Below are 12,216 nucleotides of genomic sequence, written 5' to 3'. Positions count from 1 at the left end.
AGCCCCTATCTCCCTGCTCCCGGGCATGGTGCCCGGTCGGCATCTACTCGTCAAAGAACCTGATGTTGGTTCAGTGCCGCAGCCGCTCGGGTTCGAAGGCGCCAGCAATCACCTTTTCACGCATACGGTCCAGCAGGGCAAGGGCCGAGGTTTCGCCATTGGCGCGCAGCATTTCGCCGAATGCCGTTTCGAGCGCCGCCTCGGCAATGATCTCCGGCTCGATGCCGGCCGAAAGGCCTTCCGCCCAGGCTTCGCTGTGGCTCTCAACCGCCGTCAGGCGCTTCTCTTCCCTGACCAGCGCGTCGATGTCGTTGGCAGCATGTTCCATAAGCGATGTCCACCCTTTCAAGCGGCAACCCATCAGTGTGGATCAGGCTTGATCTGTTCCATTCATAGGCAGCGCCAAGTAAGTATCTGTAAATACGCCATTTTTCTGGTGGCGTTTTACAGGGGCCAATTGCGTTTGGCGAAGCTGCGTTTCAACCCGGATCAAACTTAGCCGATTAGGCCGGCCTGCGGGGCGAAAACCTTCAGTTTGAGTTAATTACGCATTCGCGTGGTAACGTTTGATTAACGCTGTTGCAGAAGTGCAACATCAGAATTGCACCAAGACATGGACAGGCACAAGTAGGATATGCCGACGATCCTTGCCGACGCGCCTAATATCTGTTGATGGATGCTCAGTTGCCATAACGCGAGGCGATGTCGCGCGACAGCGTCTCACCTTCCTTCATATAACGGCTGATGGCTTCAGCGGCCGAAGCGGTGCACTGGGTGTAGGTGCCGCCGAAGGAGCGATAGCCGCGGTTGAAGCTGGCGATGAAGCGGGCGCGGCGTTCTGGATCGGGATTTTCCGAATCGAGCAGTTTTTCCATCTCGCCCCGCCACTGGTCGCCTTTCTCCCCGCACAGATTGCGCAGGAAATGCAGCGACCCCAGAACCTCCGCCAGTCGCATCAGCCCCGGCTCGAACGGCGACTCGGCACTGAACGCGGGCCGTACCGGGACGGCCGCGCTGACGGCAAGGCAAATGGCGAGGAGTATTGACGGACGGTTCATAAGCCCAAAGCCGATATGGTCCGCCGAACGGCCTAAATCGTGGATGGCGAGACAACATAAGCGTTGTGACGAAACAATTTGTCGCCTGCAAGGCGATTTTTCAGTGCTGCGTCAGCGTGTTTGAATGTGACCGAGGAGTTCCTCGGCGACCGCCAACACCGAGCCGGCAAGCGGCAACAGGGTCATCTCTTTAAGTGTGTAGAAGGCAGCTGTCTCGGCGTCGTCGCTGGCCACGGCCTCGCCACCGGCATAGGCGGCGCCGAACACCGTGAGGAGATAGTCGACCGGGTGGCCGTCATCCCTGCCGTCGATGTGGATTTCCCGAAGCGGGCGCAAACCGGTGGCACGCAAGCCGGTCTCTTCCATCAGTTCACGCCGTGCCGCGTCCTCCAGTGTCTCGTCGCCTTCGACCTTGCCGCCGGGAAAGGCGTAGAACCCTTGCGAAGGCGGCCGTGCCCGTTTCACGAGGAGTAAGCTGTCGCCGCGCACGACGGCGACCGAGACGGCGGGAAGTGTCTTGCGTGCTTCGTTCATGATCAGGCTCATTCGAGGACCGGTCTGTTGTGGACCGCCCGGTAAGGGGAAGCATTACCGGTTGCGCAACACCGGTTCCATAGCCACTTTCGAAGCCGAACCATTCGAAAGGCTCCATCATGTGCGGACGTTTTGCCTTGACCGCCACGCCGGACCAGACCGCCGCCTTCCTGGGCCTTGCCGAGCTGGAGGATTTCCCGGCCCGCTACAACATCGCGCCGACACAGCCGGTCCTGATGGCGACCGCCGGCGCGCCCCGGGCTCCAGGCTCTAACCTGCCGGACCGGCAGCCGATGCTGGTTCGCTGGGGCCTCCTTCCCGCCTGGGTCAAGGACATCAGGGAATTTCCGCTGCTGTTCAACGCGCGCTCCGAAGGTGCGATCGAAAAGGCCTCGTTCAAGGCCGCCATGCGCCATCGGCGCGCGCTGGTGCCGGCATCCGGCTTTTACGAGTGGCGGCAGACCGGAGGCAAGAAGGGGCAACCCTATTGGATCCGGCCGCGGCATGGCGGGCTGGTCGCCTTTGCCGGTCTGATCGAAACCTATGCCGAGCCGGGCGGCTCGGAGATGGACACCGGCGCCATCCTGACCGTGAACGCCAATGCCGACATCGCCCATCTCCATGACCGGATGCCGGTAGTGATCGATATCCCCGACTTTGCCCGCTGGCTGGATTGCCGCACGCGCGAACCGCGCGAGATCGCCGATTTGCTGCGGCCGGCGCGGCCCGATTTCTTCGAGGCGATTCCTGTCTCCGACCTCGTCAACAAGGTCGCCAACACCGGACCGGAGATACAAGAGAGGGGCGAGATCGGACCTGAGCCCGAGAAAGCCAGGCGCAAGAAATCCGGCGCGGACGACAGTCAAATGACGCTGTTCTAGCGAAGCCCGTCGAGGACGTAAATCAGGGCGCTTGTTCGTGCCCCTCGGTGCCGGCAATTGCGTCGGCTGGAGCGCCGCTTCAGGCGGCGCGGGGCGATACGATCTTCTGCGCCGGCTTGTTCTTCTTGGCGGTGTGAAGAAGGGCGGCGACGATAGCTGCCGGGCCGATCGCGCGATAGTGGTTGGTCAGCGCCGGTTGCTTGGCGCGGTTGGCTTCCTGCTTGCTTCGAGGCATGTTTCTCTTCCCAGATTACGTTTTCGTGTATGCGATTTGGTCGCTGAATCAGACCAAATCGTGACGCTTGGTGATCTAGCCGGCGAATGTTTCATGACTGTGCCGACATGTTTAATAAAATGTTTCATTGGCTGATTCCGTGTGATCGGGCGATGCGTTTGCCAGTCTTTGCGACGTTTTTCCCGGGATCAGCGACTTGACGGCAACACCTGCCAAGGCGATAAAGCCGCCCATGAAAACATCTTTCGCCATTTGTGGCATTTGCATTATTGGCTAGCCTCGCGCTGGTCCGGACGTTTTCGCCTCATCTTTCCCCAGATTGGACAAACGCCCCGGCCAGCAGGCTGGAGCCAGATTTGCGCCTCGGCGCTGGGCTGGCTCCATCCAGACAGAAGTTCTGAAACCGGGAAGGCATGGAATGTCTGACGCATCGCAGGGCCTGCGCCTCTACAACACGCTGACGCGCACGAAAGAGGATTTCGTGCCGATCGATCCGCGAAATGTGCGCATGTATGTCTGCGGCCCGACCGTCTACGACTTCGCCCATATCGGCAACGCCAGGCCGGTGATCGTGTTCGACGTGCTGTTTCGTCTGCTGCGCCATCTCTATGGCGAGACGCACGTCACCTATGTGCGCAACATCACCGACGTCGACGACAAGATCAACGCGCGCGCCTTGCGGGACTTCGGCGGCGAGATCGCTTCAGGGGCGCTTTCGCTCAACGAAGCGATCCGGCGGGTTACCGAAAAAACGGCCGATCAGTTCCACAGGGATGTCGCGACGCTTGGCTGCCTGGAGCCGACGGTCGAGCCGCGCGCCACCGAATTCGTCCAGCCCCGCGCCGACGGCAAGGCTGACATGATCACCTTGATTCAAAGCCTGATCGGGCGCGGCCATGCCTATGTCGCGGCAGGCGAAGTGCTGTTCGATACGGCGTCGATGCCGGACTACGGGCAATTGTCGAGACGCAATCTCGACGAGCAGCAGGCCGGCGCCCGCATCGCCGTCGACGCGCATAAGAAGAACCCCAGCGATTTCGTGCTGTGGAAACTGTCGTCGCCGGAGGAGCCCGGTTGGCAAAGTCCATGGGGCAGGGGCCGGCCCGGCTGGCATATCGAGTGCTCGGCCATGTCGGCCGCCTATCTCGGCGAGGTCTTCGATATCCATGGCGGCGGCCTCGATCTGATCTTCCCGCACCATGAGAACGAGATCGCCCAGTCGCGCTGCGCCCACGGCACGTCGGTCATGGCCAATGTGTGGATGCACAATGGCTTCCTGCAGGTCGAGGGCCAGAAGATGTCGAAGAGCCTCGGCAATTTCTACTCGATCCACGAGTTGCTGGAGACCGACACTTTTGGTGGTCGCAAATGGCCCGGCGATGTGCTGCGGCTGGCGATGCTGATGACGCATTACCGCGAACCGATCGACTTTTCCGTGCGCAAGCTGGAGGAGGCGGAAAACACGCTGCGCAAATGGAAACGCGCGGCGGATCTGGCGCCGGCCGCGGGAAGTCAGTTGCCGGTTGAAGTCGTGGAGGCGCTGTCGGATGATCTTGCGACCTACGCGGCCTTCCAGCGACTCACCCAGCTTGCCGGCGAGGCGACCGACTTTGACGGTAGCGGCGACAACGCCGCCGCCGTCGCATTGAAGACCGCGCTCACCTTCCTTGGCTTCGATACTGGCGCGACCAAGGTGGACGACACCGTGGTCGCCAAAGCGATTGCCGAGCGCCTGACGCTTATCGCTGCGAAAAATTGGACAGAGGCCGACCGCGTGCGCGATGAACTTCTGGCGCAAGGTGTACAGTTGAAGGACGGCAAGGACCCGGTCACCGGCGAGCGCGTGACGACGTGGGAGATCAAGCGGTGAGGCTAATGGCGGGAATGGAGACCCATCATCTCGTATCTCCCCTTAATCGTGGCAATGCGCGCAAGATGCGCAAGGCAATGACCGATGCCGAACTCGAACTTTGGAATGAGATACGTGCACATCGCCTTATGGGGCTGGCTTTCAGGCGCCAGATGCCGATCGCTGGCTACATCGTCGACTTTGCTTGCCCGACCAGAAAACTGATCGTCGAGATTGACGGCTCCCAACATGCAACGGCCAAAGCCTCGGAGATGGATGCGGCGCGTGCCGCGAAGCTTGAAGCGCTGAGCTGGACCATCCTGCGCTTCTGGAATGACGACGTCATCCGCGATATCGACAATGTCTGCCAGCACATCGTGATCGGGGCCGGTTTGGCCGATGCTGTGATGCCGACAAGCCAACCAGAAACGGAGGAGCTCGTTCCATGATCGATCATCTTGGCATCGCCGTTTCCGATTTCGATGCCTCCAAGGCCTTCTACGACAAGGCGATGGCGCCATTGGGCGCCTCGCTGCTTTACATGGTGCCGCAGGAATATACCGGCGACACCAAGGTCGGCGGTTATGGCCGCGACCGGCCGGTGTTCTGGCTGAGCGCGGCAAGGGAAAAGCCCCGGGATCACCAGCACGTCGCATTCACAGCGCGCAGCCGCGCCGAGGTCAACGCCTTCCATGCCGCCGCCCTTGCAGCTGGCGGCAGGGACAATGGCGGGCCGGGCCTGCGTCCGCACTATCACCCCAACTACTACGGCGCCTTCGTCTTCGATCCCGACGGCAACAATGTCGAGGCGGTCTGTCATGATCCGGAGTGAAAACCGATGAGCCTCGACAACCGGCCGGTCTACACCGGCGGCTGCCAGTGCGGCGCGGTGCGCTTCCGCGTCGAAGGCGCGCTTGGCGACGCCTCGGTCTGCCACTGCCGCATGTGCCAGAAGGCGAGCGGCAATTTCTACCTGCCGCTGGTCTCGGTGCGGGGCGCCAAGGTCGACTGGACGCGCGGCGAGCCCAAGCGTTTCCGTTCCTCCAATGCCGCCTGGCGCGGCTTCTGCGCCGACTGCGGCACGCCGCTGACCTTCGAGGCGCCCGACGGCATGGCGCTGGCGATCGCGGCCTTCGACGATCCGGCTGGTATCGCGCCGACCATTCAATGGGGCACGGAAGCAAAACTGCCCTATGTGGATTCCATTCCGCGATTGCCGGGCGAGGATACGATGGCGGATATTGGCTCGGCCCCCTATCTCGCCGAACTCGTCTCCTATCAACATCCCGACCACGACACCGACCAATGGCCGCCGGAGGAAAGACCATGACCGAGACCGTCCGAACCGGCGGGTGCCAATGCGGCGCCGTGCGCTTCCGCATCAAGGGGGCGCTTGGACGCGCGTCCATCTGCCATTGCCGCATGTGCCAGAAACAGTTCGGCTCCTTCTTCGGCGCCTTGGTGACGGTGCCCAAGGACGGCGTCGAATGGACCCATGAAGAACCAAGTTATTTCCAGTCTTCGGTCAACATCGATCGCGGATTCTGCGCCCGTTGCGGCACGCCGCTGACCTATCGCCAGCCCGGCGGGCTCGAGATCGCCATCGGCGCCTTCGACGACCGCTCGGATCTGGCGCCGCGGATTCAGGTCAACTACGCGGCAAGGCTGCCTTGGGTGGAGACGATCTTCGATCAGCCTGTCCACGATGATCCCGACTATTACGCGCGGCAGGAGCAGATCATCTCCTTCCAACATCCTGATCACGAAACGGCCAATTGGCCGCAACAGGGCCTGAAACTATGAGCTTGCGCACCCTCTATTCGGAAATCGAACCGTTCGACTCGGGGATGCTCGACGTCGGTGATGGCCATAGGGTTTATTGGGAGCGGTCAGGCACCAAAGGCGCCAAGCCGGCCGTGTTCCTGCATGGCGGGCCGGGCGGCACCATCTCGCCAAAACACCGGCGGCTGTTCGACCCCAAGCTTTACGATGTCATCCTGTTCGATCAGCGCGGCTGTGGAAAGTCGACGCCGAACGCCTCGCTGGAGGTCAACACGACCTGGCATCTCGTTGCCGACATCGAACGCCTGCGCGAAATGGCCGGCTTCGATAAATGGCTGGTGTTTGGCGGCTCCTGGGGCTCGACGCTGGGGCTCGCCTATGCCGAGACACACCCTGATCGCGTCAGCGAACTGGTGGTGCGCGGCATCTATACGCTAACCCGCGCGGAGCTCGAATGGTACTATCAGTTCGGCGTCTCAGAGATGTTCCCAGACAAATGGGAGCGCTTCCTGGCGCCGATCCCGGAGGCCGAGCGCAGCGACATGATGGGTGCCTACCGCAAGCGGCTGGTCGGGTCCGATCGCAAGGCTCAGATAGAGGCCGCCCGCGCCTGGAGCCTGTGGGAAGGCGAGACGATCACCCTGCTGCCGGAGCCTGAAACCAGCGGTCCGTTTGGCCAGGATGACTACGCCGTCACCTTCGCCCGCATCGAGAACCATTATTTCGTCCACGCCGGTTGGCTGGAGGAGGGGCAGTTGCTGCGCGATGCCGGGAAGCTCAAGGACATCCCCGGCACCATCGTCCATGGCCGTTACGATATGCCGTGCCCGGCGCGCTACGCCTGGGCGCTGCACAAGGCGTGGCCCAAGGCCGACTTTCATCTGATCGAAGGCGCCGGCCATGCCTATTCGGAGCCGGGCATCCTCGACCGACTGATCCGCGCGACGGACAAGTTTGCAGGCAAATGACCATGCCCCGCGAGCGTCTCTATCTCTTCGACACCACGCTCCGCGATGGCCAGCAAACGCCGGGCATCGACTTTTCGGTCGAGGACAAGATCGCGATTGCAAAATTGCTTGACGAGTTCGGCTTCGACTATGTCGAAGGGGGTTATCCCGGCGCCAATCCGACCGACACGGCCTTCTTCCGGGAAAAGCGCACCGCACGCGCAAAGTTCGTCGCCTTCGGCATGACCAAGCGCGTAGGGGTATCGGCCTCCAACGATCCGGGGCTGGCGGCACTCGTTCAATCGAAGTCGGACGCCATCTGCTTCGTCGCCAAGAGCTGGGACTATCATGTCCGCGTGGCGCTCGGCTGCACCAACGAGGAGAACCTGGGATCCATCAAGGCCTCGGTCGAAGCGGCGGGCGCTTCGACCAAGGAAGCGATGGTCGACTGCGAGCATTTCTTCGACGGCTTCAAGGCCAATCCCGATTATGCGCTGGCCTGCGCCAAGACCGCCTATGATGCGGGCGCGCGCTGGATTGTGCTTTGCGACACGAATGGCGGCACGCAGCCCTCGGAAGTGCGGCTAATCGTTGAAAAGGTCATCGCCGCGGGCATTCCGGGCGAGCATCTCGGTATCCACGCCCATGACGACACCGGCCAGGCGGTGGCCAATTCCCTTGCCGCCGTCGAGGCCGGCGTGCGCCAGGTGCAGGGTACGCTGAACGGCATCGGCGAACGTTGCGGCAATGCCAATCTGATCTCGATCGTGCCGACACTGGCGTTGAAACCGGCTTTCGCCGACCGCTTCGAGACTGGAATTTCAGCTGAAGCGCTGACCGGCATCTCCAGGCTGTCCCGCGCCTTCGACGAATTGCTGAACCGCGCCCCGGAAGCGCAGGCACCCTATGTCGGCTCGTCCGCCTTCGCCACCAAGGCTGGCATCCATGCTTCCGCACTGGCCAAGGAGCCGGCGACCTATGAGCACGTGCCGCCGGAATCGGTCGGCAACCGACGCCGCGTCATGGTCTCCGACCAGGGTGGCAAGGCCAATTTCCTCGCCGAGTTGAAGCGGCGCGGAATCGATGTCCCGAAGGACGATCATCGGCTCGATGCCCTGATATCCGTGGTCAAGGAGCGTGAAGCGTCGGGCTATGCCTATGAGGGCGCCGACGCCTCCTTCGAGCTCCTGGCGCGCAAGATGCTACATGGCCTGCCCGAGTTCTTCCACGTCACCTCGTTCCGCTGCATGATCGAGCGCCGGTTCGATGCCAATGGCCAGTTGAAGACCGTGTCGGAAGCGGTGGTCAAGGTGCTGGTCGAAGGCGAGGAGAAGATGTCGGTGGCCGAGGGCCATGGCCCTGTCAACGCGCTCGACATCGCGCTGCGCAAGGATCTCGGCAGATACCAGAACGAGATCGCCGATCTCGAACTCGCCGACTTCAAGGTGCGTATCCTCAATGGCGGCACCGAGGCCATCACTCGCGTGCTCATCGAATCGCATGACGGCACCGGTGCCCGCTGGTGGACGGTCGGCGTTTCCGAAAATATCATCGATGCCTCGTTTCAGGCGCTGATGGATTCAATCATCTACAAGCTGATGAAGAACCGCGAGATGGCGGGGCTGGTGGCGGCGGAGTAAGTTTGAACCATCAGCGAAAGTCCATTGATCCATCAGAACTTTGCGATGGTCTTGCCAAGGTTACTGGGCCATAGCGTTAGGCCATGGCCGCTGAAGCAATTACCCCCGATGCAGATTCAAAAGCCCGCCGCGGCTTCTTGCTGGCGCTGGGCGCTTATCTCTTGTGGGGGTTGCTGCCCTTCTACATGAAGGCGGTGGCGCATCTGCCGCTTGCCGAGGTGATTGCACATCGCATCGTCTGGTCGGTGCCGATTGCCGCTGCGGTCCTGATCTGGGCCGGCCGCACGGCGGACTTCAAGGCGGCAATCCGTTCGCCCCGCACCATCGCCATGGCGGCGCTGACGGCGGCGCTGATCTCGGTCAACTGGGGCATCTATGTCTGGGCGATCGCCGTCGATCGCACCGTCGAGACCGCGCTGGGCTATTACATAAACCCGCTGGTCAGCGTCGTCGTCGGCGCGTTGCTGCTCGGTGAGCGCCTCAATCGGCTGCAGATCGCGGCGGTGGCGCTTGCTGCGGTTGCCGTTGGCGTGCTGACAATCGAGGGCGGCAAGCTGCCCTGGGTGTCGCTGGCATTGGCGTTTTCCTTCGCCGCCTACGGCTTCTTCCGCAAGACCCTGCCGATCGGTCCCAGCCAGGGTTTCCTGGTCGAAGTGCTTTTGCTGTCGGTGCCGGCGTTGGGCTACATCATCTTCCTGGTCGCCACCGGACAGGATCATTTCGTCTCCGGCAGTGGCACCGACACCGCGCTGCTCATCGGCTGCGGGCCGGTGACCGCCGTCCCGCTGCTGCTGTTCGCCTTCGGCGCCAAGCTGCTGCGCCTATCGACCATCGGCCTCATGCAGTACATCGCGCCAACCATGGTGTTTCTGATCGCCGTGCTGATCTTCGACGAGCCGTTCGGCACCACGCAGGCCATCGCCTTTGCCCTGATCTGGACGGCGCTTGCGATCTATTCATGGTCCATGCTGGCGACGGCGCGTCGGGCTACATCTGTCCGAGCCGCCTGACGAAAAGATAGGTCACGCCCGCGATCAGTAGCGATACGGCCGTGACCACCCAAAAGCCCAATGGGGTGTTGACCAGCGGCAAGCCGCCGACATTCATGCCGAACAGGCCCGAGATGATGGTCATCGGCAACAGCACCGCCGTCATCACCGACAGCACATAGAGCAGCCGGTTCGACTGCGTCGTCAGCTTGGCCATCAGCTCGTCCTGCAGCAGCCGCGTGCGCGCCTGCAGCTGCTCGCCATCATAGTGCAACGTCTGGGCGCGGTGCGACAGCCGCGCCGCCATGTCGTTGATCGAATCCGGCAGGTCGTTGCGGTGCGAATGGTCGAGATGGCGAAACAGATTGGTCAGCGTCGCCATCTGCCGATGGATGACCACCAGGTGCCGGCGTGCATCGACCAGCGCTTGCCGCTCATTGTGCCATGCGTCGCAGACGATACGGTCCTCGATGCCGTCGAGACTGTCGCTGAGTGTCGCGAGTTCGGCGGCCATTCCGTCGAACGACTGGCCGACGACAGCCTCGATCAGCTCGGCCGGAGAGCGGAATTTGCGCGATCCGTTCTCGATCGCCTTGCGGATGTTGTCGACCGATTGCAGCGGTTGTTTGCGGGCGCCGACCAGCATCGTATCGTTGAGAGCAAAGCGGAAATGACCAAGTCCGCCGGCTTCCGCCGAATAGTCATGGCGCAAGTCCGGCAGATCGCCATAGAGCCAGTCATCCTCGAGATCGATGTGGCAGCCATGGCTGGCGCTCAGGAAGGCTTCGCGCACCGGCGCCGGCAACGCCTGATCGGCGCCGATCTCGTGACGGGCGCGCATGTCGGAAAGCTGGTAGCTGCGCCATGTCCAGTGCGCGGCGGCGGCATCCCTGGTACGCACACCCTCGGTGGTAAAGTGATAGATGAAGAACAGCCCGTGTTCATCGGGCAGATAAGGCGACAGGTCAGTGCCTTCGGAGGGGAGGGCGATGTTCATGGCGGCTTCGCCGGTCTCTGATGCGGTCGGGGTCGCGGGGGCGGCCAAGCGCGTTTCTAGCATGGCATGCCCGATTTAGTGTGACTGTTTGGTGACGGCGTGCCGCCTACAGGACGCTGGTGATCCCGCCATCCACCAGCAGCGTCTGTCCGCTCACGAAGCTGGCGGCGTCGGATGCCAGGAATACGGCGGCCCCCGCGAGTTCCCTCACTTCGCCCCAGCGCCGCATCGGTGTGCGGCCGGTCAGCCAGGCGGAGAATGTCTCGTCGGCGACCAGCGCGGAGTTGAGCTCGGTCATGAAATAGCCCGGCGCGATGGCGTTGACGCGCACGCCGTGCTGGCCCCATTCGCCGGCCATCGATTTGGTCAGCATGGTGATGGCGCCTTTGCTCGCCGCGTAAGGCGCGATCGAGGGGCGCGCGAGCACGCTCTGCACCGAGGAGACATTGATGATCGCCCCCCTTTGGCGGGCGATCATGCCCTTTACGACGGCCCGGCTCACCTTGAACACGCCGTCCAGGTTGGTGGCCATCAGCGCGTCCCAGTCGGCGTCGCTAAAGGTCTCCAGCGGCGCCCGTCGCTGGATGCCGGCATTGTTGACCAGGATGTCGATCGGTGCGGTGCCGGTTTCCGCCGCCGCGATCGCGCTGTCGACCGACTTCGTGTCGGTCACGTCGATCACCGCTTCAGCGATCGAATGGCCCGCGGCGCGCAGCCTGTCTGCGGCCGTTTTCAGATCGTCGGCTTTCCGGCCGCCGATCGTGACGCGAGCGCCCGCGCTCGCAAGCGCTTCCGCGAAGGCCAGGCCCAGGCCGCGGCTGGCGCCGGTGATGAAGGCATGCTTGCCCTCGAGGCCGAACAGGCGGCCGAGATAATCAGTCGAATGCAATTTTGCACCTTCATCGATTGCGATTTATCGCCGCCAGCGCGAAGGCTCGTCTGACCTCGGCAAGCGGCAGCACCAGCCTGCCGCGTGCCTTGATGACATGCAAGGCGCTTTGTCGCGCCTGGCTGACGGCCTCGGTTGTCGCGGCCGTCAGCCTCAGCGTTTCGGCCCAAACCCCGGATAGGGGTTGAGCGGCACGATCGCGGCAATGTCCATCATGCCGGCCTTGATCAGCGGCAAGGTGGCGAGGTGGCCGCGCACATCCGCCGCGCCGCCCTCGATCCTGTTCCGCGACATGCCATGGTTCGGGCGCATGGTTTCCATCCACCTCGCCTGGCGGCGGCAGGACCGGCGCGTGGTGATCACTGACCTGCGGGAGGCTGCCCGGAGGGAGGGAGTAGGGGAGTAGGGGAGTAGG

The 12,216-nt window shown here is 62.7% G+C and carries 17 protein-coding genes; 9 read left to right on the top strand and 8 right to left on the bottom strand.

What is annotated here, in order from left to right; translation table 11 throughout:
* Positions 1-70: 70 nt before the first annotated feature.
* The 3 genes from FJ434_RS10355 to FJ434_RS10345 all read right to left on the bottom strand — a co-directional run bounded on the left by FJ434_RS10355 (position 71) and on the right by FJ434_RS10345 (position 1,592).
* Positions 71-328, bottom strand: coding sequence for a hypothetical protein (locus FJ434_RS10355; protein WP_015318556.1), 258 nt, complete (start codon positions 326-328; stop codon positions 71-73).
* Positions 329-680: 352 nt separating this feature from the next.
* Positions 681-1,058, bottom strand: a complete 378-nt coding sequence (locus tag FJ434_RS10350) for a TIGR02301 family protein (RefSeq protein WP_027144167.1) — start codon at positions 1,056-1,058, stop codon at positions 681-683.
* Between the two features lie 111 nt (positions 1,059-1,169).
* A complete protein-coding gene (locus tag FJ434_RS10345; protein WP_140746659.1) occupies positions 1,170-1,592 on the bottom strand; it encodes an NUDIX hydrolase in 423 nt (140 codons plus the stop codon).
* Between the two features lie 119 nt (positions 1,593-1,711).
* On the opposite strand from FJ434_RS10345, the gene FJ434_RS10340 reads away from it, so the two are divergent.
* The gene (locus tag FJ434_RS10340; RefSeq protein WP_140746656.1) at positions 1,712-2,473 is read left to right on the top strand and encodes an SOS response-associated peptidase; all 762 of its coding nucleotides are present in this window, start codon (positions 1,712-1,714) and stop codon (positions 2,471-2,473) included.
* A gap of 79 nt (positions 2,474-2,552) precedes the next feature.
* Here FJ434_RS10340 and FJ434_RS10335 read toward each other — a convergent pair whose 3' ends face one another.
* Both FJ434_RS10335 and FJ434_RS29715 read right to left on the bottom strand, forming a co-directional pair.
* Complete coding sequence (locus FJ434_RS10335) at positions 2,553-2,708, bottom strand: hypothetical protein (protein ID WP_140505959.1); 156 nt, start codon at positions 2,706-2,708, stop codon at positions 2,553-2,555.
* 111 nt (positions 2,709-2,819) lie between these two features.
* Positions 2,820-2,975, bottom strand: a complete 156-nt coding sequence (locus tag FJ434_RS29715) for a hypothetical protein (RefSeq protein ID WP_181165871.1) — start codon at positions 2,973-2,975, stop codon at positions 2,820-2,822.
* A 151-nt stretch (positions 2,976-3,126) separates the two neighbouring features.
* Here FJ434_RS29715 and cysS point away from each other — a divergent pair, with 151 nt between their 5' ends.
* The 8 genes from cysS (at position 3,127) to rarD (ending at position 9,936) form a co-directional block, all read left to right on the top strand.
* Complete coding sequence (cysS, locus tag FJ434_RS10330) at positions 3,127-4,578, top strand: cysteine--tRNA ligase (protein ID WP_140746653.1); 1,452 nt, start codon at positions 3,127-3,129, stop codon at positions 4,576-4,578.
* Positions 4,579-4,592: 14 nt separating this feature from the next.
* Positions 4,593-5,006 carry an endonuclease domain-containing protein gene (locus FJ434_RS10325; RefSeq protein WP_246678276.1) on the top strand — a complete coding sequence of 138 codons (414 nt, stop codon included), beginning with the start codon at positions 4,593-4,595 and terminating at the stop codon, positions 5,004-5,006.
* Positions 5,003-5,389: a VOC family protein gene (locus FJ434_RS10320; RefSeq protein WP_140746651.1), complete on the top strand. Its 387-nt coding sequence runs from the start codon at positions 5,003-5,005 to the stop codon at positions 5,387-5,389. Before FJ434_RS10325 ends, FJ434_RS10320 begins: the two co-directional genes overlap by 4 nt.
* 6 nt (positions 5,390-5,395) lie before the next feature.
* Positions 5,396-5,887: a GFA family protein gene (locus FJ434_RS10315; RefSeq protein WP_027144161.1), complete on the top strand. Its 492-nt coding sequence runs from the start codon at positions 5,396-5,398 to the stop codon at positions 5,885-5,887.
* The gene (locus FJ434_RS10310; RefSeq protein WP_027144160.1) at positions 5,884-6,360 is read left to right on the top strand and encodes a GFA family protein; all 477 of its coding nucleotides are present in this window, start codon (positions 5,884-5,886) and stop codon (positions 6,358-6,360) included. The genes FJ434_RS10315 and FJ434_RS10310 overlap by 4 nt, the downstream gene beginning before the upstream one ends.
* A complete protein-coding gene (pip, locus tag FJ434_RS10305; RefSeq protein WP_140746649.1) occupies positions 6,357-7,307 on the top strand; it encodes a prolyl aminopeptidase in 951 nt (316 codons plus the stop codon). The genes FJ434_RS10310 and pip overlap by 4 nt, the downstream gene beginning before the upstream one ends.
* Entirely contained in the window at positions 7,304-8,926 is a 1,623-nt protein-coding gene (gene cimA, locus FJ434_RS10300) for a citramalate synthase (protein ID WP_181165870.1), read from the top strand. The genes pip and cimA overlap by 4 nt, the downstream gene beginning before the upstream one ends.
* A gap of 83 nt (positions 8,927-9,009) precedes the next feature.
* Positions 9,010-9,936, top strand: coding sequence for an EamA family transporter RarD (gene rarD / locus FJ434_RS10295; RefSeq protein ID WP_140746645.1), 927 nt, complete (start codon positions 9,010-9,012; stop codon positions 9,934-9,936).
* Here rarD and FJ434_RS10290 read toward each other — a convergent pair.
* The 3 genes from FJ434_RS10290 to FJ434_RS29710 all read right to left on the bottom strand — a co-directional run bounded on the left by FJ434_RS10290 (position 9,914) and on the right by FJ434_RS29710 (position 12,122).
* Entirely contained in the window at positions 9,914-10,912 is a 999-nt protein-coding gene (locus FJ434_RS10290; RefSeq protein WP_140505947.1) for a transporter, read from the bottom strand. The two genes, rarD and FJ434_RS10290, sit on opposite strands and share 23 nt — an antisense overlap.
* A gap of 106 nt (positions 10,913-11,018) precedes the next feature.
* Positions 11,019-11,801 carry a glucose 1-dehydrogenase gene (locus tag FJ434_RS10285; RefSeq protein WP_140746643.1) on the bottom strand — a complete coding sequence of 261 codons (783 nt, stop codon included), beginning with the start codon at positions 11,799-11,801 and terminating at the stop codon, positions 11,019-11,021.
* Positions 11,802-11,954: 153 nt separating this feature from the next.
* The gene (locus tag FJ434_RS29710) at positions 11,955-12,122 is read right to left on the bottom strand and encodes a hypothetical protein (protein ID WP_181165906.1); all 168 of its coding nucleotides are present in this window, start codon (positions 12,120-12,122) and stop codon (positions 11,955-11,957) included.
* Positions 12,123-12,216: the final 94 nt, after the last annotated feature.

The organism is Mesorhizobium sp. B2-5-13, from assembly GCF_006440535.1.
Classification (GTDB): Bacteria; Pseudomonadota; Alphaproteobacteria; order Rhizobiales; family Rhizobiaceae; genus Mesorhizobium; species Mesorhizobium salmacidum.
The sequence above is the reverse complement of the archived record's forward strand: the minus strand, read 5'-3'. Positions and strand labels throughout refer to the sequence as shown.

What these genes read in the sequence shown, in the direction of transcription:
- FJ434_RS29710 (WP_181165906.1), bottom strand. Translation starts at nt 12,122, where the DNA reads ATGGAAACCATGCGCCCGAACCATGGCATGTCGCGGAACAGGATCGAG.
- FJ434_RS10350 (WP_027144167.1), bottom strand. Translation starts at nt 1,058, where the DNA reads ATGAACCGTCCGTCAATACTCCTCGCCATTTGCCTTGCCGTCAGCGCG.
- FJ434_RS10310 (WP_027144160.1), top strand. Translation starts at nt 5,884, where the DNA reads ATGACCGAGACCGTCCGAACCGGCGGGTGCCAATGCGGCGCCGTGCGC.
- cysS (WP_140746653.1), top strand. Translation starts at nt 3,127, where the DNA reads ATGTCTGACGCATCGCAGGGCCTGCGCCTCTACAACACGCTGACGCGC.
- FJ434_RS10345 (WP_140746659.1), bottom strand. Translation starts at nt 1,592, where the DNA reads ATGAACGAAGCACGCAAGACACTTCCCGCCGTCTCGGTCGCCGTCGTG.
- FJ434_RS29715 (WP_181165871.1), bottom strand. Translation starts at nt 2,975, where the DNA reads ATGCAAATGCCACAAATGGCGAAAGATGTTTTCATGGGCGGCTTTATC.
- cimA (WP_181165870.1), top strand. Translation starts at nt 7,304, where the DNA reads ATGACCATGCCCCGCGAGCGTCTCTATCTCTTCGACACCACGCTCCGC.
- FJ434_RS10325 (WP_246678276.1), top strand. Translation starts at nt 4,593, where the DNA reads ATGGAGACCCATCATCTCGTATCTCCCCTTAATCGTGGCAATGCGCGC.
- FJ434_RS10355 (WP_015318556.1), bottom strand. Translation starts at nt 328, where the DNA reads ATGGAACATGCTGCCAACGACATCGACGCGCTGGTCAGGGAAGAGAAG.
- FJ434_RS10340 (WP_140746656.1), top strand. Translation starts at nt 1,712, where the DNA reads ATGTGCGGACGTTTTGCCTTGACCGCCACGCCGGACCAGACCGCCGCC.
- FJ434_RS10335 (WP_140505959.1), bottom strand. Translation starts at nt 2,708, where the DNA reads ATGCCTCGAAGCAAGCAGGAAGCCAACCGCGCCAAGCAACCGGCGCTG.
- rarD (WP_140746645.1), top strand. Translation starts at nt 9,010, where the DNA reads ATGGCCGCTGAAGCAATTACCCCCGATGCAGATTCAAAAGCCCGCCGC.
- FJ434_RS10290 (WP_140505947.1), bottom strand. Translation starts at nt 10,912, where the DNA reads ATGAACATCGCCCTCCCCTCCGAAGGCACTGACCTGTCGCCTTATCTG.
- FJ434_RS10320 (WP_140746651.1), top strand. Translation starts at nt 5,003, where the DNA reads ATGATCGATCATCTTGGCATCGCCGTTTCCGATTTCGATGCCTCCAAG.
- FJ434_RS10315 (WP_027144161.1), top strand. Translation starts at nt 5,396, where the DNA reads ATGAGCCTCGACAACCGGCCGGTCTACACCGGCGGCTGCCAGTGCGGC.
- pip (WP_140746649.1), top strand. Translation starts at nt 6,357, where the DNA reads ATGAGCTTGCGCACCCTCTATTCGGAAATCGAACCGTTCGACTCGGGG.